Source organism: Solibacillus sp. iso_87 (assembly GCF_056173085.1).
Genome location: NZ_CM149656.1, coordinates 716968 through 737178 on the forward strand (window position 1 = coordinate 716968; position 20211 = coordinate 737178).

At 38.5% G+C, this 20211-nt stretch carries 10 protein-coding genes; 7 read left to right on the forward strand and 3 right to left on the reverse strand.

Annotated elements, in window-relative coordinates; genetic code table 11:
• The first annotated feature begins 54 nt into the window (after positions 1-54).
• Positions 55-3591 carry a chitobiase/beta-hexosaminidase C-terminal domain-containing protein gene (locus tag AC0VXV_RS03630; RefSeq protein WP_475530382.1) on the forward strand — a complete coding sequence of 1179 codons (3537 nt, stop codon included), beginning with the start codon at positions 55-57 and terminating at the stop codon, positions 3589-3591.
• Positions 3592-3923: 332 nt separating this feature from the next.
• On the forward strand, positions 3924-5489 hold the full coding sequence (locus AC0VXV_RS03635; protein ID WP_475530383.1) for a sensor domain-containing diguanylate cyclase: 1566 nt from the start codon (positions 3924-3926) through the stop codon (positions 5487-5489).
• Between the two features lie 46 nt (positions 5490-5535).
• Here the strand turns inward: AC0VXV_RS03635 and AC0VXV_RS03640 are convergent, their stop codons facing one another.
• The 3 genes from AC0VXV_RS03640 to AC0VXV_RS03650 all read right to left on the reverse strand — a co-directional run bounded on the left by AC0VXV_RS03640 (position 5536) and on the right by AC0VXV_RS03650 (position 9266).
• A complete protein-coding gene (locus AC0VXV_RS03640) occupies positions 5536-7011 on the reverse strand; it encodes an S-layer homology domain-containing protein (protein ID WP_475530384.1) in 1476 nt (491 codons plus the stop codon).
• Positions 7012-7155: 144 nt separating this feature from the next.
• Positions 7156-8586, reverse strand: coding sequence for an HlyD family secretion protein (locus tag AC0VXV_RS03645; RefSeq protein WP_475530385.1), 1431 nt, complete (start codon positions 8584-8586; stop codon positions 7156-7158).
• Positions 8586-9266: an amino acid transporter gene (locus AC0VXV_RS03650; protein WP_475530386.1), complete on the reverse strand. Its 681-nt coding sequence runs from the start codon at positions 9264-9266 to the stop codon at positions 8586-8588. The genes AC0VXV_RS03645 and AC0VXV_RS03650 overlap by 1 nt, the downstream gene beginning before the upstream one ends.
• Before the next feature lie 246 nt (positions 9267-9512).
• Here AC0VXV_RS03650 and AC0VXV_RS03655 point away from each other — a divergent pair, with 246 nt between their 5' ends.
• The 5 genes from AC0VXV_RS03655 to AC0VXV_RS03675 all read left to right on the forward strand — a co-directional run bounded on the left by AC0VXV_RS03655 (position 9513) and on the right by AC0VXV_RS03675 (position 20200).
• A complete protein-coding gene (locus tag AC0VXV_RS03655; RefSeq protein ID WP_475530387.1) occupies positions 9513-10697 on the forward strand; it encodes a chromate transporter in 1185 nt (394 codons plus the stop codon).
• Positions 10698-11235: 538 nt separating this feature from the next.
• Positions 11236-13944 carry an S-layer homology domain-containing protein gene (locus tag AC0VXV_RS03660; RefSeq protein WP_475530388.1) on the forward strand — a complete coding sequence of 903 codons (2709 nt, stop codon included), beginning with the start codon at positions 11236-11238 and terminating at the stop codon, positions 13942-13944.
• 114 nt (positions 13945-14058) lie between these two features.
• Positions 14059-14307 carry a hypothetical protein gene (locus AC0VXV_RS03665; protein WP_475530389.1) on the forward strand — a complete coding sequence of 83 codons (249 nt, stop codon included), beginning with the start codon at positions 14059-14061 and terminating at the stop codon, positions 14305-14307.
• Positions 14308-14338: 31 nt separating this feature from the next.
• Positions 14339-17113 carry an S-layer homology domain-containing protein gene (locus AC0VXV_RS03670; RefSeq protein WP_475530390.1) on the forward strand — a complete coding sequence of 925 codons (2775 nt, stop codon included), beginning with the start codon at positions 14339-14341 and terminating at the stop codon, positions 17111-17113.
• Between the two features lie 177 nt (positions 17114-17290).
• Complete coding sequence (locus AC0VXV_RS03675) at positions 17291-20200, forward strand: S-layer homology domain-containing protein (RefSeq protein ID WP_475530391.1); 2910 nt, start codon at positions 17291-17293, stop codon at positions 20198-20200.
• The last annotated feature ends 11 nt before the right edge of the window (positions 20201-20211 follow it).

Genomic DNA, 20211 nt, shown 5'->3' on the forward strand with positions numbered 1-20211 from the left:
GGCCCAACGGAAAATTCAAAATGACTAGCCAAAAAAACATAAGGAGCTAAACAAATGAAGAATAGTGGACTCAATTACGTTTCCAAAATTGTTTTATCATTTTTACTTGTAATTTCAATGATTTTTCCTCACTTTGCAATTATAAAGGCAGAAACAACAGGTACTATTGGGGTTGGTGAAGCGATCAGTCAGTTTGATGCAGCTTCAGCTAAACCAGATATTACAGTAGAGGGTTATATAGTAGGTTTTGCGAAAAGTGAAACTTCCTATGTAGTGGAAGCGGAAACCGATACGAATATCGCCATTGCCGATACGCCGGGAGAAACCGATGTCACGAAAATGCTTTACATTCAATTACCAAGTTCACCTGCTTCAGTTAGAGCCGAATTTGGTTTGAAAACGAATCCTAGTAATCTCGGCAAAAAAGTAGTAATAACAGGTTCGCTGGAAAAATACTTTGGTAACCATGCAGGATTGAAATCACCAACTTTCATACAGTTTGTCGGGAATGATACACCCGATCCAGAAGAGCCGACACAAGTAGCATCTGTCAAAGCTTCACCGACAGCCGGCGAAGTTTATACAGGAACAAAAGTAACGCTATCAACGGCTACTCCAAATGCAACGATTTATTACACAACGGATGGTTCTGAACCGACGACAGAAAGTACGGTTTATGATGCATCATTAGGTATTGTTATCAATGAAGCAACGACGATTAAAGCATTTGCAACAGCAGCAGACTTGGACGATAGCGAAGTTGCGACATTTGCATATACGATTAAAACAGCGCCGACAGCGATTTCAATTGAAGATGCACGCAATAAAGCAATCGGTGAGGAAGTAATCGTTTCGGGTATTGTCACTGCAAAACTGGAAACAGCGACAGCGCATATTCAGGACGAAACGGGTGCGGCAATTGCAATCTACCCGGCAGACAGTCTTGCAGCAAATGTTGGAGACCTTGTTACCGTTCAAGGTAAAGTTGCGGAATACAGCGGGCTTAAACAGTTAACGAATATTTCTCTTGTTGGCACACCAGCAGCGGCGACTTTACCAGAGCCGCAAGTTATTACAAGTGAAGGAATTGCGGAAGACAATGAATCGCGATTAGTAACGCTGAAAGATGTAGCAATTACCGGGTCTGGCCAAAACTTTACAGGGACAGACTCAGCTGGATCCTTTGCAATTTATGATAAAACAAGAGATTCAGGCTTAGTAAGTGGAAAAACGTACGGAGAAATTACAGGAATTGTTGGACAATTTACAAACCATCAGCTGCTTCCAATCCGTATTGTTGAAGATATAACAAAAGTACAGGATATCCAAGCTTCACATACAGGTGGAGTAACAGCCGGCACGAATATAACACTTTCTACAGTTACAGAAGGTGCGACAATTTATTACACAGTGGATGGTTCGACACCGACAACAGCAAGTACAAAGTATACTGGTGCCATTACTGTTAATGACCCGATGACAATTAAAGCTATTGGTGTAAAAGACGGTTTAACGAACAGCGCGGTTGCAACATTCGTTTACGAAATTATTGATACGGACAAGGCGACGATCAGCGACATTCAAGGTGCAAGTCATACATCGCCATATGTAGGGTTACAAGTGAACGATGTTGAAGGAATCGTTACATTTGTGATTGATTCATCGAACTTCATTATGCAAGAAAATAAAACGTTCGATGGCATAAAATCAACTGCGATTAAAGTGAACAAATCAGCGCACGGTGTGGCGGTAGGAGATGCAGTGAAAGTAACGGGTAATGTAAATGAAGTCGGCGGCAATACGCGTTTAAAAGATACTCAAATTGCGGCCAAATCGGTTGAAAAAACAGGTACGGTTGCTGTTCCTGAAACACTTGTTATCGGTGAAGATTTATTCCCGCCAAACAGAATTATCGATAATGACAGTTTTGCAATTTTTGATCCAAAAGAAGACGGAATCGATTTCTGGGAGTCAATCGAGTACATGCTTGTGTCATTCCCGGACGCAAGAGTGATAGGGCCGATGTATAACAATGATTCACCAATCGTCGTTCCAAAGACTACAAATAATACGTTTAACGTTAACGGCGGCTTAAATATTGCTGCCGATGATTACAATCCTGAAAAAATTATGCTTGAAGGGGTATCAGCGAAAAACTATGAATCAGGCGATCGCTTTAATGATGCGCTGATCGGTTTTGTGGAAAACTTCTCTGACGGCTACCGCCTGAATACGAATAAAGTATTCCCGGAAGTGACAAAGGCTAATATTCAGCAGGAAGTAACACATCTTGAACCAGTAGCGGACAAGCTGAATGTGGCAGCATACAATATCGAAAATTTTTCAAACAACAAAAATAATACATCCGATGAAAAGGCGGCAAAAATTGCTTCAACATTTGTAAACAATATGAAGTCACCGGATATTATTACATTAGTGGAAGTACAGGATAATGACGGTCAAACAGATTCAGGAAATGCCGATGCATCAGAAAGTTACTTGCGATTAATTAACGCAATTAAAGTAGCGGGAGGTCCTCAGTATGACTGGATTGATGTTATGCCGATAAATAATACGAGTGGTGGTGCACCAGGCGGGAATATCCGTGTAGGTTACTTGTACAACCCGGAACGAGTTTCGCTTGTTGACGGTACAATAGGAACAGGTGAGCAGGCGAATGCGTGGACAGAAGCAGGCAGCCTTGCATTGAATCCAGGTTTTGTGAATCCTTCAAAATTTGAAGATACACGTAAACCGATTGCGGCAGAATTTGAATTCCAGGAAGAGCGTATTGTTGTTATTGGTGCACATTTAAATTCCAAAGGCGGAGACGATTCATTATGGGGCCCAACACAGCCACCGGTTTTAGGATCTGAAAAAGAGCGTATAGAGCTTGCACAAGTAATCAATGACTTTATCGATGAAGGACTTGCCAAAGATCCGGACGTTAACATTGTCGTAGCGGGTGATATGAATGATTTTGAATTTACACCGGCTCTTGAAGCATTAAAAGGTGACGTTTTAACAAATATGGTGGACAAGGCACCTGTGGAAGATCGTTTCAGCTACTACTTCCAAGGAAACAACCAAGTGCTGGATCATATTTTAGTTTCTAACAATCTTGCAGAAGTAACGGAGATTGATATGATTCATATTAATGCAAACTTTACTGAAGCACAGGGCCGTGCATCTGACCACGATCCGGTACTAGTCCAAATTGATTTGAAGTCTGGTAAAGAAGAAACACCGGAGCCGATTATTCCGGAAAATGTGTACAATTATAGTAACTATAAAACAGGTAAGCTAATTATGAACCGCCCGAGTATTTCCCTTACATTAGGTGAAAATACAACTATTAAAAACGGTATTGCGGTATTTAGTGAATATGCCGAATTCCACGGGACAGGGTTTGCAGATAAAACTGTAACGATCAGTCCGAAAAAAGGAAATGCGATTATTGATTTTAAAGGAACGAAAATAGGTAAAATTATCATTGAAGGCAACAATGTAAAGGAAATCCGTAATCTGCCACTTGGGGCAAACGTTACGTATGTAAAAGGCGCGGATGAAAAAAATATTGAATTTAAATAATGCATTCACCAAAACGATAATTTAATTAAAAACTCTACATGGCTTTTGCTGTGTAGAGTTTTTTTATAAAGAAGCCAAAGTCGAAATTAACGTAAAAATTTACTACAATTTCGATACACAAGAATGGTACAAAATAATCAAATATATAAAGCAAAATCAAGTTAATTGATAAATCGTTGAACAATGCTATGCTAAATTATACATAGTTCTTTATAGAGTTATAAAATCACTATTTATATGTTTTAATTAATTATTTTCTACTTAAACGAAATATTTAACTTAAAACCGTTCTCTCATGTTAAATTTGCCACTATTTAGATTAGGAGAAATGCATGTTTTCTTTAAATAGATTTTTGAAATTAAAATACTTAATTGTTGCGGTTATTTCTTTGGCCTTTTTTCTTTCTGCGATTGTTAGTGCCTATAGCAGCTACCAAGGAAATGTGAAGTTTATGGAAGAACAAGCGTTGGAAAATAACCGGGTTTATGCTTTGAAGTTGTCTGAAACGATCGACCAATTTGTCGGGGAAACAAATCGGGTTCTGCGTTATAGTGCTTCAGAAATTGGTGAAGATTTTAATAATATGGAAAAGCTGCAGCAAGAGGTTAACCGTCTCTATTCGCAGGAAAGTACATTTAGTTCTGTCGTCGTAGTAGATGCAGATGCGAATATATTGGTCAATGCCCCACAAAACCTCGGTTTAGCCGGTTCTAAAGTGGTGTCAAAAGAGGGTCTAGAAGTACTTAGGAAGCGTAAACCTTATATTACCAACCCATATATGTCACCGACCGGTCGTGAAATCATTCTTCTTTCCGTTCCTGTATTTGACAAAGAAGGCATATTTAAAGGGGTTATAAACGGTACAATTTATTTGCACGAATCGAATATTTTTGAAATGCTTTTAGGTCGACATCCTTATGAAAATGGTTCTTATGTATACGTTGTGGATACAAACGGGAAAATCATTTATCATCCAAATAGAGCGCGACTAGGGGAAAATGTCTCGGAAAATGAAGTTGTTGAGAAACTGCTAAAAGAGGAAAGTGGGGCACAGAAAATTGTCAATTCTCTTGATCAGCCGATGCTTGCGGGGTATAGCGCAACCGAAAGAACGCGTTGGGGAATTGTTATGCAAACGCCGTATGACGAAGCGATAAATGCTGTTGGAAAACAAGTAATGGATGTATTCGAGAGAGGCTTTCCTTTCATTATCATTTCAACTATTTTCGTCTTCATCATTGCAAGCCGCATTGTCCGACCACTTCAAAGTATGGCGGAAATAGCAGGGAACAGTGCAGAGGAGCAGGAGATGAACAAGCTCAAGGACATTCGGGCATGGTATTTTGAAGTATTTAAAATTCGCGAGGCCCTTATCCAAAGTTTTTCAATTTTACATGGGCAAGTGAATACACTTAAAGAAGAATCTTCAACTGACCCATTAACAAAGCTGTTCAATCGCCGCTCTTTTGATAAAGTAATACATTTATGGACCGGACAGCAAAAGCCTTATACCTTAGTTATATTGGATATCGATTATTTTAAAAAAGTCAATGACACCTATGGACACACAGTAGGTGATGAAGTATTACAGTTTTTGGCAAGCGAACTGAAGGAAGTTTTAGACCAGGAGGATATTGCTTGCCGTTATGGCGGTGAAGAATTCGTGCTTCTATTTTCCGAAACTACTGTTGGAGAAGTATATGAACGAGTGGAATCGGTGCGCAAAGAAGTTTCACAAAAAATCAGTCCATCAGGCAATATAATTACCTTCTCTGCAGGAATCGCAAGTTATCCGCTGCACGGGGATCATTCTAAAACAGTAATGGAAAAGGCGGATGCCGCACTATACGAAGCGAAAAAGAATGGGCGGAACCGTGTGGAAGTAACAAATGGATAGTTTAAAAAATCCAGTCTCTCTATTAAGAGGGACTGGATTTATTGATTTAATAGAAATTAATCGTAAAGTAAGGTGCCTTTTTGTTGCTGTACTCCAATCCTACAATTGCATTATTATAGGCAGGCTGCAGCAGGTTGTCGCGATGCCCTTTACTGTTCATAAAGCCTTCGTGCGCATAAATGACATTGTAGTGGCCATATGAAATGTTTTCGCCCCATGTTCTAAGCTCGGACTTGCTCATACCGCCGCTGATCATACGGTCATAAGGTGTTGTTCCTGAAAGACTTGTATGAGAAAAATAGTTGTTATCGATCATATCTTTGCTATGCTTACGTGCAATCGTTGCCCATTGCGGTGAATGTGTAAGCGGATCAACACCTTCAGCAGCACGGGCCTGATTTATAAGTTCGACCATCAGCTGTTCGAAATGCTTTTGGGTATTTGAAATATCTCCATAATAGCCATCTTTGTTCACTTCATAGTCTTTATGGACATAAAGGATGGAGCGAATGACATTCTTTTTATGAATATCATAGAAAAATGTAACGTAATAGTCATCTATTAAATAGAAATTATATTCGTTGGAAGAAGGCGTATTATAGATTACATTTCCACGGCGTACATTCGCATTTTCTGCACCGTATTTCGCTTTTACATCATTTGCATTGCTTTTGCCGATTTGCAGATCTTGTGCACCGAAAAAGCTTTTTCCTTGTTTTGTCATGTACCTTGCAACAATTTTATTGTTATCGACACCTTCTAATTCAAAATCCAGATTTTTTCCTGTCTGCTTCCACGCAAAGTCATATTCACTATTGTACGTTGCTGTAGTAGTTTCAGGTTTTTCAGCAGTAGGAGGTGCTGGTTCGCTGATTACTTCACCAGTCGTTTTATAACTCAGTGCCCGATATAAAAATGTTGCCATTTGCGCACTTGTGACATTATTATTCGGTAAAAACTGATTTTTTTCATTACCGGTTGTAATACCGTGGCTCGCCAAAATATTTACATAGTCATAGTACCAGCTGGATTTTGAGACATCTTTAAAGCTGACCGTCGTACCGCCGTTTAATTTCAGGCTTTCTACTAAAATTTTGGATAGATGCGAGCGCTTTACTGGCTGATCCGGATTAAAATTTCCATATTCGTCTCCATCAAAAATGCCTGATTCATACGCCCAAATAATCTCTTGTGCAAAAGGTGACGAATTCGTTACATCTTTAAACTTCCCGTTGTAAGTACGTACTTTTGGAATGGCTAGGGCCGAATCACTTGAAAGAATCGTTTGGAGAATTTTTGATGCTTCCGCCCGTGAAACAGGTTTGCTGAAATTAAAGTGAGTGCCGGATTTATAATCATACACATTTAAGTTATTTAAATATTGGATGGCTTCCGTATGGGAATTGCGGCTGTTTTCAACATCATAAAAAGTCTTTTTCGCAAAGACGTCATCACTCGCTACAAATAATACAGAAGCGAGCATAGTAGTGGCTATGAAACTTTTTGTTATTCTTTTTTTCATTCGTTTCGACTCCTTTATTAGAACTCTATTATCCGTGTCTTTTATTTTTTTGTCTTTACCCGTACAGATAGGCAACAAAACCCGGTGTTATGTATACAAAATAAAATGGCGGGAATGAAGAGCATATTCCCACCGTTTATTGTGTTATTTAATTAAATACCATAGAGCATCTTTCCATGTCGCATCAACATATGTCCATTCAAAGGTACGTAATGGGTATGGACGGAATGTAGGGGCGAACAGATTTTTTTCGTCGCCGTCAATGAATATTTGCTGTGGTGCGATTGGTGCTGTAAATACCGCGGTGTCTTCTAAATCCTCGTCCTTCACTGTGTCCTCTTTTTTTGAATCTTCGAGTTCCACAGTTCGGATGCGCGGTTTTGTAACTAAGGTTTCCTTTTCAGGGGCTCCTTCTGCGACGTTTTCATCAATCGGCTCGCCATACATGAACTCATCTTGCTCAATTTCCGCTTTATGCTTGAACAGAAGGTCAACCGGTTCTAATCTTGTTTTTCCATCTTCTCCGACTGTATAAATAAGGTTTTCTGAATTGTTTTGATCATATTTTACAAGCCAATCCTCATATACCTGGAAACTGTCATTCGCTTCAAATGTCGTAATTGTCGCATCGGCAAGAGTACCAATCGGCGTTTCCGTTAGTAAATCAGTTGATTCGATGCTTACTTCATAGACCGTATCATCCGGCTTTACTTTATCGTTCTTTTTCATTTCATTGAACGCAATGGAATCACGTGCTGGTATTTGCTGTTTCTCCAGCACATCTCCGTCAAGGATCAGTTCGTCTTCTTTGCCTTCATTCAATACTACTGAAGCCTTTTGACCGATTTCGATTTCTTTCCAGTCTTCATGTTTTACATAGGCAACGAACTTCTTTTCAAGCGATTGAATTTTGAAAATGATTGAATCGCCTTCAAGAACGATATCCTTAATGATTCCGTCAACTGGTGTTGTTAATGAATTATTATTATTTAACTGGGAAATCATACTATCCAAAATGCTGATTTGGCGTTCCGTTTCCGCAATGGAACGTTGGATAATCGCAATACCTTCAGCTGTTGGAGTGCTTTGTTCAATACCCAACTCCAACGTTAAATTAATGTTCCATAATTCATTATCACCAAGGGTTGTCGAATCTGTTGCTGTACTCGGTGAAGAAGAACTGTTTTCAGATTGTAAGTCTGAAACGATTCTTTCCAATTCTGAGAGCTCATTTTCATAAGCATCGCGATCCGTCTCAAGACGTGTAATTTCACGTTCAGCCTCTTCCGGTTTATAAACGGCCAGCTCCGTTAATAGGCTGATACTTTGTCCTTGTGTAACAAGTACTTCACTAATCGATTGTACAGGCGCTGCGATGAAATGCTCCTGCTTCGCAGCAACAACGGCGTCCGTATCCAGAACTTTTTCATGATAATCGGCTACTGCAAACTGCACATTATTAATATAGTAGTTTTTCATAATAATATCGTTGTCTTTTAATAGTAAATAACCATTCACTAAAACGAACAATAAGGCAATTGCGCTAAAAATCTTCACTTTTTTCGTCATACGCATTACAGACCAAGCCACCCTTCAATCCAAGTTAAAACAGGAAGAATGCTATATAGCGCAACAAGCGATGCCAATACAATTTGAATAAGTATTAACTTAAACAGCAAAGCTTTCGGTCGATCTGTCCAATTCGATAAAAATATGTATTGAATCCATACCGCAATTATCGACGCGACTGTTAACTGATTCAGGAAGAACAATAAATAGTCATGATAATATACGTATGCCATCATAGGTGCCAATGAAAACATTGTGAACTGTGTAGAATACCCTGCTATTGCAAAGATGATCACCGTCACCAGTTTTTCAAGGACAATGAAAAAGATGACATATAGCTGTATCTTTCGAATCCAGCCATAATCGATATTTGTCAATAAATGAATCAAATATGTAATGACATAATAATGAATGATAAAAAATAAAATACCTGCTAGCATTGCACCGATTAAAGACATCAGTCTGGCGAAACTATATAAATCTCCTTCACCATTTACAAGTAGTGCCGTTAAATCGGTTGTATTCATCCCCCAGAAGTTGCGGATGATAAAAAACAGCAATGTGAAACCAAAAATAGCCAGCAAAACTCTCCGATACCCTCTAAGCCTTTGATCTTCGCTACGTTCAATATTATGTATGAGTTGCGATGGGTGTGAAAGATGATGCCAAAACTTGTACTCGAACATAAATTCACCTCAATAATTTTATTAACATATGCTTAATACCCTATTTTGGAGTAAATGACACATATATTAACAGTGTAATAGAAAATATAATTTTATTATAAACCTTATCGCAAATTAAATGTAAAAAGTATGTAAATTATGAGAAATAGTCTAGGTTAAGCGAGAAAGAAGTGCTACTTTTAGTTAAGGTAGTTGGCAAATATAGGAGTATTACATTTTAAAATAGTCTTAAGGGGTTAGCTGGCGATGAATTCAACGAAAAAAAATCAAATCAGATCACTTATCGAAATATTTCTGGTTTCAACACGGTTAGGGCTTACATCCTTTGGCGGACCGACTGCTCATCTAGGATATTTTCATGAAGAATATGTACGAAGAAGAAAGTGGATGGATGAAAAAAGCTATGCAGATTTAGTTGCACTTTGCCAGTTTCTGCCCGGCCCTTCAAGCAGCCAAGTGGGAATCGGCATTGGAATTATGCGCGCTGGAATAGTAGGGGGAATTACATCATTTATTGGGTTTACATTTCCTTCACTAGCGGCGCTTATCGCATTTGCATTACTTATGACCGGATTTGATGTCGGTAATTCCGGATGGCTTCATGGTTTGAAAATTGTGGCGGTAGCGATTGTAGTACATGCCATTATAGGAATGGCTAAAAGTCTGACACCAGATTTGAAAAGGAAAGCAATTGCGATTGTGGCATTGCTTGTGACGCTTCTTTGGCAAACCGCTTTAAGTCAAGTAGCGGTTATTATAATTGCCGCAGTAATAGGGTATCTTTTGCTGAAACGAGACAATGACGATACAGGAGCTCAGTCGCGTTTTCCGGTTTCGAAACAGATTGGAGCGATTTGCCTTCTTTTGTTTTTTGGCTTACTGGTAGCTTTGCCTTTGTTGAAAGAGATGACAGGTTCCTATTGGGTAGCAATGTTTGATAGCTTTTACCGCTCCGGTTCTTTTGTATTTGGAGGGGGGCATGTCGTGCTGCCATTACTGGAAAAAGAGTTTGTCCCGACAGGCTGGTTGAGTGAAGAATCATTCTTGGCAGGTTACGGTGTTACACAGGCAGTACCTGGCCCTCTTTTTACATTTGCGGCATACCTAGGGACGGTAATGAATGGCTGGCAAGGTGGAATTCTCGCAACGTTTGCGATTTTTTTACCCGCGTTTCTTTTAGTGATCGGTGCACTGCCGTTTTGGGATCAATTACGGAACCATCCGAAAATTACAGGCGCAATTATGGGTGTGAACGCGGCTGTTATCGGGATTTTAATTGCTGCGTTATATACTCCAATCTGGATGAGTTCTATTTTGGAAGCGAAAGATTTCGCCTTAGCCGTAATTTTATTTAGCATGCTGTCTTACTGGAAACTGCCGCCGTGGATTGTGGTTGTTACCGGGGCTGTAGCTGGTTTCGTATTTTTATAGGTTAAATGTAAGCTGTCTCTAATATTAGAGACAGCTTTTTTCTACTTTATCTGTGTGTTGTTCTACTTTTCATAGGAAGCGTTCTGCATTTTAGCCGGGATGTTCTACATTTCCTTCAAATGGTTCTACTTTTCTGCGCTAACATTCCACATTTCAGCTCAAAAGTTCTACTTTCCTAAAGAGTTGAATCGAACAATTTATGATTTCCTTGGAATTGATGTTCTATATTGCCATTATTATAATAAAAAGGGAGTCATAAAAGTACCATTTTAAACCCAGTTATTATAATTCTGAAAATATAAAAATTATACCCAAAAACTAATTATTACCATGTAATTTAATTATTACCAAATAATATACTTATAGTTCTGACAAATAAAACCTTGATATTACTAGTATTAGGGAGTTTACTTTATATTTCCTAAAATAGCATTGACATTAAATTACCTTACTAATATACTTGTAATTGTTATCGTAATATACGAGACAACATTTACTAAAATGATAAAAAATTGTTTTATTTGGAGGAAATCATTCTATGGCTAACCAACCTAAGAAATATACTAAATTTGTAGCAGCTGCTGCTACAGCTACTCTTGTAGCATCTGCAATCGTACCTGTAGCTTCAGCTGCTGGTTTTTCTGACGTAGCAGACACTAATTCACACGCTGTAAACATCAACTCATTAGTTGATGCGGGCATCATTCAAGGATATCCGGATGGCACATTCAAACCAAACCAAGAATTAACTCGTGGTCAAGTTGTAAAAATGTTAGGTAAATGGGTAGAAGCTCAAGGTTTCGAAATCCCAGCTGACTATGCTACAAAAGCTCGTTTCAACGACGTAGCTGTAGACGCTAAAGACCAAGAATTAGTAAAATATGCAGCATTAGTAGCTGATACTGGTGTATTCAACGGTTCTAACGGTGCATTAAACGCTTCTGGCAAAATCACTCGTGAAAACATGGCTCTAGTTTTAGACCGCGCTTTCAAAGCAATCAACGGTACTACATTAGTAGAGTTAGCTACTAAAATCGAAGACGTTAAAGTTGCTGACTTAGCAACAGCTAAAGCAGAAGCTCGTGAAGCAATCCAAGCTTTACGTGACTTAGGTATTACTGTAGTTGAAGACTTCAATCCTAAAAACACAGTAACTCGTGGTCAATTCGCTTCATTCTTAAACAAAACAATCAACACAGCAGTTGAGTTAACTGTTAAAGAAGTAGTAGCAGTAGATGCTAAAACTTTAAACGTTACTTTATCTGATGATTCTACTCATGTAGTAACTTTAGAAAAAGCTTTAGAAGCAAACGAAGCAACTAAAGTAACTTTCACAATCGACGGTAAAGAATATACTGCAACAGTAACTTTCAAAGTTGAAGCTCCAAAAGTAATGTCAGTTAACATTGTTGACGGCGTAACTGTAGAAGTTAAATTCAGCGAAGCAGTATTGAAATCTGATATTAACAACAAAGTATCAATCCAAGGTACAACTTTAGATACAGCTACATTATCTGAAGATGGCAAAACATTAACGTTAAACTCTGCAACAGCAATCAACGTTAAAGATGCTGCAGTAGTAGTAGAGCCAATCCGTACTGCTAAAGATCGTTTAGTGAAAACTGCTAAATATGTATCTGTAGTTACTTATAAAGATGAGGTTGCTCCAACGATTGCTTCTGTAAAAGCAACAACAAAGGGTAAAGCTACTGATACAGTAGTAGTTACATTATCTGAAAAAGCAACTATTGGATCTGCAAAAATTAACGGTGTAGATGTAGCATCTGGAAACATTAAAGTTGACGGCAAAACTGTTACTTTAGAAGGCGTTACAGTTGAAGCTGGTAAATCTCACACTGTTGAATTATTCAACGTTGAAGATAAAGCTGGTAACAAATCAGTTAAAGCTTCAAAAACATTTGAAGTATCTGTAGACACTGTAGCACCAACAGCTACTATCGAAGCTGCTGGCGACAACACTATTTTAGTAACTTTCGACAAATCAATGAACGTTGATTCTGTAAAAGCTGCATTAGTTAACGGTATTGTTAAAGATGAGTTACTAGGTGCTGTAACAAGTGATACTGCAACTGTTGTAGAAAAATCTGACAACAAACAATTCTTAGTAGAATTAAAAGACAACACAATCTTTGCTAACAAAGATTCACGTACTTTCACTGTAGTATTAGGCGGTACAATGACTGATGCTTTAGGTAACAAGTTTGCTGCTACAACAAAATCAGTTACATTAACAAAAGACGCTGTTAAACCAGTAGCAACTGGCTATGACATCATTGTTGATGAAGATGGTAAAGTAGAAGAAATCGTTGTAGAATTCAACGAAGCATTAGCTGCTAAAACTGGTATCAACTTCGGTGATATCGCAACTGTAGTAAACGCTGAAGGTAAAGTTGACTCTACATTAAACACATTAACTGGTTCAGTTGAAAAAGGTTCTAAGAAAGTATCATTCAAATTTGCTACTCCTGTATTAATTGAAGGTAAATTAGCTGTAACTTTCAACAAAGATTTAGTAACAGACTTAGCATTAGCTGCTAACAAATCTGATGCATTCAACATGACATTCGATTTCGGTACTGTTAAAACTTCAACTGAATTTGAAATGGCTGCAGGTGCATTTGATACAACTACTGCTGACACAATTAAAGTTACATTCCCAGAAGCAGTTAAAGGTGGCGCAGTAGCAGGTTCTGCAACTGATTTAGCTAACTACACATTAGATGGTAAAGCATTAACTGGTGCAACTATTACTATCTCTGCTGATAACAAAGTAGCAACAATTAAATTAGCTGAAGGTACAATTACTGCTGATAACAAAACAGCTGTAATGAAAGTATCAAACGTTCAAAACTTGGCAGGTACTAAAACTGTTAAAGCTTACGAGCAAACAATTGCTGTACAAGATACGAAAGCTCCAGAATTAACTTCTGCAGTAATCGTAGATAACCAAACAATCGAATTAACATATAATGAAGCAGTTCAATTTGGCGGTACATTCGCTTCTGACTTCTCATTAATTGTTGATGGTCAAGCTTCAACTGTAGCATTATCAAATGCTGCTGTAGTGGCTGGTAAAGATAACACATTACGTGTAACTCTATCTGCACCAATTAACTTCTCATTAGTTGATACTGTTGCTGTTAAAGTTATCGATAACGCATCTGTTACAGATAAAAGCGAACGCAAAAACGCTCAAAAATTAAACATCGAAGTAAAAGCTAAGTAATTTTAGTAATTTCGATTTTAGCTCCCTCTATTTTTAATAGAGGGAGCTTTTTTTGTGAGAAAATTTGTAAATTCATATATATTTCTATACAATATTTACTATGGAGGGATTTATATGCATTTTTTTAGTCAATTGAAAATAAATGGACTTCTACTAGATGTTAAAGGGTATTTTCAAACGAAAATGAATATCCTGGAGATTCATTGTAAGGAAGTAATATCGTTGTTTAGAAATTGGAAATATGAAGAAGTAATAGTTGAGGAATTAGCTTTTATCGATGAGGAGCAAACCGTTTATTTGGACAGTACAAATCTAGTAATCGCTGAAGTTAGTCATAATCAAATAAAGTTTCTACATATATAAAATAAGAGAATAGAAATTGGAGGCGTTACATATGAAAAAGTATTCTAAGTTTCTAGCATCTGCAACAGCAGCTGTTGTAGCAGCAACAGCTATTGTTCCTGTAGCTAGTGCTGCATCGTTTTCGGACATTAAAGGAAGTGGTCATGAAAATGCAATCACTTCATTATCGGAGCAGGGCATTATCGGGGGATATCCGGATGGAACGTTTAAACCGAATCAAAACCTGACGCGTTCAGATGTTGTAAAACTATTAGGGAAATATTTAGTTTCATTGGGGCATGAGGTACCGAAAGATTATAAAACGAAAATGCGCTTTACAGATTTAACGGCGAAATCTCAGGATGAATTGTTGCAGTATGCTGCATTAGTAAAGGATGTTGGAGTTTTCCAAGGAAGTAACGGTGCTTTGCTGCATCGTGATCAGTTGCGCCGTGACCAGATGGCGACGGTTTTAGTGCGTGCATTTAAAGTGATTAATGAATTTGATTATGTAGAAGCGATGAAAGAAACAGACTATAAATCAAACATTAGTGATTTAAACCGGACAACTGTAGAACATCAGGAATCAATTGAAACACTGGCTTACTATGCGGTAACAAAGCAAAAGACATTCAATCCGAAAGATCCGACAAAGCGCGGTCAGTTCGCTACTTTCCTGTATAATATGCTACAAATTGAAGTGCCGAAGCCTGAGCCCGAAAAACCGGTTTTAACAGTCAAAAAAGTAGAAGTACAAGCAGCGGATAAACTGCGTGTAACGCTTTCAGATGATAAGGCTTATATTGTGACACTAAAAACACCTTTAGTGGAGAATATTGAAACTGAAGTTACTTTTGATGTTGGGGAACAAACGTTTACAACGAAAGTAAAATTCGAAGTGCCAGATTTGAAGGTATCTTCTATTTCAAATCCCAATGGGGGGCAAGTTGCAATCGCATTCAATCAGCCTGTAAAGCTGGGAGCAGAGTTAAATACAGCTGCAATTAATAAGCTAGTGGCGGTTTCCGGAGTAGATCGTCTTGGACAAGTTCAGCTATCTAAAGGGCAATTAAGTGAAGATAAGCGCACATTGACGGTAACAATTAATGCGACAACTGGATTAGAAGGACGTTACCGTGTCGTTGTTGACGGCATTGAATCGGCAACATCAAAAAAGCTTATTAAATATGACGATATCGAAACTTTCGTGCCTGATAAGACATCGCCGGGCGTGTTAAAGGTAGAAAATGTTTCGGCTACTAAAGTAAAAGTAATTTTCACAGAACCGGTAACAAATCCTATTGGTGTTACCCAATTTAAATTAGCAAATGGTACGGTAGTCTCAGGCATTCAAGGAACAATTGAAAAAAACGCAACAGAAGTAATTTATGATCTATCGGCGGCAACTGCAAAAGGGCAAATTTTAGCACCAGGCACAGCAATTTCAGTCACATTTGGGACAATCATCGATATTTCGAATAACCTATCTTCACCAAACCCTTTAACTACGTATATTACAAAAGGAGATAAGGATGGGGTTGTACCAACATTAACGAATGTTACACAATTAGGCGCTAAAAAATTTAAGATAACATTCTCTGAAGAAGTACGTACAATTGTACCGGCAGACATCACAATTTCTCAAAATACCTATTCACCGGGAATTACTAGTATTGTAAAAGATAAAGATGATGTCAATTCCTATATTGTTACGACAAATGGCTCATTAAATGGCTATACAACAATTTCAACGACACCAGGACGCTATATTACAGATGTTTCCGGAGAAGTAAACGTATTCTCAACAGCTTACAACTTTGTAGCAGATACAACAATCCCTTCTGTTGTTAGTACAAATGTTGTAAAAGATAAAGGAATCGAGTATTTAGAGTTTACATTTGACCGCAATGTAGAAACAGCGGCATTTGCACAAGTGACCCTAAAAGGCAGCTATATTTCGAACGGGTATACGTATCCATTAGCAAACTCTTTAGTAGGGCAGCTTGAAAAATCAGCAACAAACGACAAAACAATACGAGTTCGCCTAAGTACATTAACAGGGCTGACATCAAATTCAGGCTACACATATTCAGTTGGTGCTACATTTACAGGTGTTACCAGTGAGTATGGACAGGCGGTAAATCCTGCCTACCAAGTAAATTTTGTACGTGGTTCGGATTTTGCTCAAAATGAAGAAAAGCTTTCCGTTCTAAGTGTGGAAACTTCCTATAATGCTAGACAGGGTACGGTAATTGATAATAAAACGATTGTTATTACGTTCTCGACATATGTGGATGGTGTTACGGCATCGAACCTGCAGAACTATGCTTTGGACGGTTTGACAATTCAGCGTGCAGTCGTGAATCACAATGAGCCTCATAAAGTGTATTTAACGGTTAAAGAAGACGATATTGCTTACCCACGAGGGACAAATTTGACAATCAGCAATTTACGGGCATTAAATTCAATTGTCACGATGGAACCAAAAACGGAGCTGGTTTATTTAAATGAAAATATCGCACCGCAATATGTTTATCATAATATTACAGGAACCGATACAATCACTCTTTCATTTAATGAAGCAGTGAAAAATGTATTGAATCATTCTTTTGAAGTAAAAGTGGGCGATTTAGCAGTGCCGATTTCACAAGTATATTCCACAGGTAGTAACAATGAACAAGTAGCAATCCGCTTAGCCCAACCGTTAAAAGCGAACCAAGTTGTCACAGTTTCACAAACTGGCACATCAACAGTCAGTGATCTGGCGAATAATAAACTTGTTTTCTCTCCACTGCAGTTTACAGTCCCTACGAATATTAATTACTAATTTTTGGAGCATATCTATTTCGATAGATATGCTTTTTTATATCTTTATAATACTTTTTAGTCATTTTAGCGAAATTATGTTTATATTCAAACAATTTGTGGAATTGCATAGGTTGTAAGCAAGTTTGAGAAAGAGGCAATATATTTAATTGTTTTAAATACTAGGAGGTTAATAAAGATGCAGAAAAAGTATAAGAAGTTTTTGACGACGGCGGCTACTGCGACATTAGTTGCATCAGCAATTGCTCCTACAGCAAGTGCGGCTAGTTTTTCGGACACGGCAGGAAATACTCATGAGCGTGCAATTGATTCACTCGTAAGCCAAGGCATCATTTCAGGATATCCCGATGGCACATTTAAACCAAATCGTACATTGACACGTTCGGATGTTGTAAAACTATTAGGTAAATACTTAGTGTCACAAGGTTATAAAATTCCTTCAGATTATAAAACAAATATGCGCTTTTCAGACTTGCGCAGCACATCCCAGGACGAGCTATTGCAGTATGCGGCATTAGTAAAAGACAACGGTGTATTTAACGGAAGTAACGGAAACCTGTTACCTGCAGATCCGATTACACGTGAAAATATGGCGGTTGTTTTAGTGCGCGCTTATACGAATATTAATAATTTTGACTTCCTAGGACATGTTATGGACCAGGATTTTAATGAGGATGTCATTGATTATAATAGGGCAAAGGCAGAGGCGCGTTCAGCAATTAGAGTATTAGATTTTTACAATGTAACAGGTGTACCGAACTTCAACCCGAAAGGTAACACAACACGTGGACAGTTCTCTTCATTCCTGTACAAATTGCTTCAAGTGGAAGTACCGGGTGAAGGATTGAAAGCGATTGAAGTAGTTGATGCTTCAACATTAAAAGTCACACTTACGGACAATACGGAACATACAGTAAAATTGGATACACCTCTGGAAGCCGGTAAAGAAACACCGGTTAAGTTTACGATTAACGGTAAGCAGTATGCAACTTCCGTAACATATAATGTTGCGTTAACAGTTAAAACAGCAGAAGCTTCTGCAGCAAATAAATTGAAAGTCACATTAAGCGACAACTCCGAGCATGAAGTTACTTTAGAAAATAATCTTCCTGAAAATGAGGAAACAACTGTTGAATTTAAAATTGACGGTAAAGATTATTCAGCGAAAGTCACGTATGTTGTTACAGAAGTGAAGGTCGCAACTGTCAAGGCACTGAATGGTGGACAAATTGAAGTGAAATTCAATCAAAGAGTAGACTTGCCTGCCAGCTTATCTTCTGCACAATTGGCAAACTATGTAACGGTTTCGGCTGTAGACAATAGTGCCGTTACTCTTTCGAGAGGGCAGTTAAGCGAAGATGGACGTACATTAACAATCTCCACAAACGGGACTACAGCTTTATCAGGACGCTATCTCGTAAAAGTAAATAATGTAAAAAATGCAACAGGTACAACGGTTACTCCATATGATGACGTTGTCAATTTCGGTACGGATACAGTGGCACCTACGTTAATTAGTACAGTAAACCGAGATGCGAAAACAGTTCGTGTTACTTTCTCGGAGCCTTTGCGCGCATTTAGTAACAGCAGTATTACATTCAGACTAGCGAACGGTACGAATGTAACAGGTATCACTGGAGAAATCACTGCGGGTGCTACGTATGCAGACTTTGATTTATCAAATGCAATGGTAAATGGTCAGCCATTAGCGGCAAATACACAAGTGACTGCAACATTTGCAGGACTGCGTGATATTGCCGGAAACTTCAGTACACCAAACCCGTTAACGACTAGCTTTGCAATGGGCGGTGCGGATGGAGTTAAACCAACGCTAACAAGTATTTCACAAACAGGTCCGAAAACATTCAGACTGACATTCTCGGAACGGATTCATAAACCGGCAATCGGTGATCTGGATTTACGTTTAGGGAATTCGGCAAATGCGATTACTAGAATTGATGCAGTACCTGGGGATGATCGTTCATTTACCGTTACCGCTACAAATGATTTAACAGGTGTCTATAATATTGGCACAGCAGCCGGTAAAACAATTACAGATATTTCAGGTGAAACGAATACATTTGCGACGACTCATTCATTTACCCTTGATACAGCAGCACCAGAAGTTACATCAACTTCTGTAACCCGAGAAGGCAATTTCGAGTACTTGAACATTACGCTCAATAAACCAGTTGATTTAGTAGACGCGTCACGTGTAACCGCTTCAGGCACCTATGTCAAAGGCGGCGTAACACATTCATTCAATGGAACAGCAACAGAGTTAGAGTACCGGGAAAACGGCAATCGTACTGTAGTGCGCGTGAGACTGGACGATTTACTAGGATCAGGCGATGCGGCGGATGCAACATATAACGTGACATTATCGTTCACAGAAGTAGACAGTGCCTATGGTGTAAATACGGCAAATAAAGCGGTCACGTTCCAGCGTACAGCGGATTATACAAACAATGACAATGTACTGGTAGCGCCAACTGTTACTACTTCAGAAACGGATTCAACGTTAACGAACAATCAAGTGCGACTGAAGTTTAACCATGTATTGGATGCACCCTCAGCATCTGTTGCAAGCAATTATTCTATTCCAAATGCAAAGATTGTAAACGCGCAAGTGCCAAGCAACGCATTGGATACGGTTATTCTGACATTAGCGCCAAATGAAACAACGACAACTGGTCCGCGTAATATAACGATCAGAAATGTGAAAGCGAAAGATTCGATTGCATCACAGCGAGACTTAACAGCCGTTGTCGATTTAAAGGAAAATATTCGCCCGGTATTAAATTCCGCTAAATTTACATCAGCTAACCAAATTGAGCTTACTTTTAGCGAAAATGTAAGCGGTCTTGATACGGGTTCATTTGTAGTTGTAAATGCTGCAGGAGCAACGGTCGGAATTACATCCGTAGCAGAATCGACGACAGAAAATAAAGTAACGGTTACTTTGTCTGCAAATCAAGGTCTAAGTACGACCGTGACGATTACACCAGGTGCAGGAATTGAGGATGTAGTTGATGAAGCAGGCAATGCGGTAGTCGATACATTCACTTTAACCCCAACATTAAATTAAGAATAAACTAG

What these genes read in the sequence shown, in the direction of transcription:
- AC0VXV_RS03630 (WP_475530382.1), top strand. Translation starts at nt 55, where the DNA reads ATGAAGAATAGTGGACTCAATTACGTTTCCAAAATTGTTTTATCATTT.
- AC0VXV_RS03635 (WP_475530383.1), top strand. Translation starts at nt 3,924, where the DNA reads ATGTTTTCTTTAAATAGATTTTTGAAATTAAAATACTTAATTGTTGCG.
- AC0VXV_RS03640 (WP_475530384.1), bottom strand. Translation starts at nt 7,011, where the DNA reads ATGAAAAAAAGAATAACAAAAAGTTTCATAGCCACTACTATGCTCGCT.
- AC0VXV_RS03645 (WP_475530385.1), bottom strand. Translation starts at nt 8,586, where the DNA reads ATGCGTATGACGAAAAAAGTGAAGATTTTTAGCGCAATTGCCTTATTG.
- AC0VXV_RS03650 (WP_475530386.1), bottom strand. Translation starts at nt 9,266, where the DNA reads ATGTTCGAGTACAAGTTTTGGCATCATCTTTCACACCCATCGCAACTC.
- AC0VXV_RS03655 (WP_475530387.1), top strand. Translation starts at nt 9,513, where the DNA reads ATGAATTCAACGAAAAAAAATCAAATCAGATCACTTATCGAAATATTT.
- AC0VXV_RS03660 (WP_475530388.1), top strand. Translation starts at nt 11,236, where the DNA reads ATGGCTAACCAACCTAAGAAATATACTAAATTTGTAGCAGCTGCTGCT.
- AC0VXV_RS03665 (WP_475530389.1), top strand. Translation starts at nt 14,059, where the DNA reads ATGCATTTTTTTAGTCAATTGAAAATAAATGGACTTCTACTAGATGTT.
- AC0VXV_RS03670 (WP_475530390.1), top strand. Translation starts at nt 14,339, where the DNA reads ATGAAAAAGTATTCTAAGTTTCTAGCATCTGCAACAGCAGCTGTTGTA.
- AC0VXV_RS03675 (WP_475530391.1), top strand. Translation starts at nt 17,291, where the DNA reads ATGCAGAAAAAGTATAAGAAGTTTTTGACGACGGCGGCTACTGCGACA.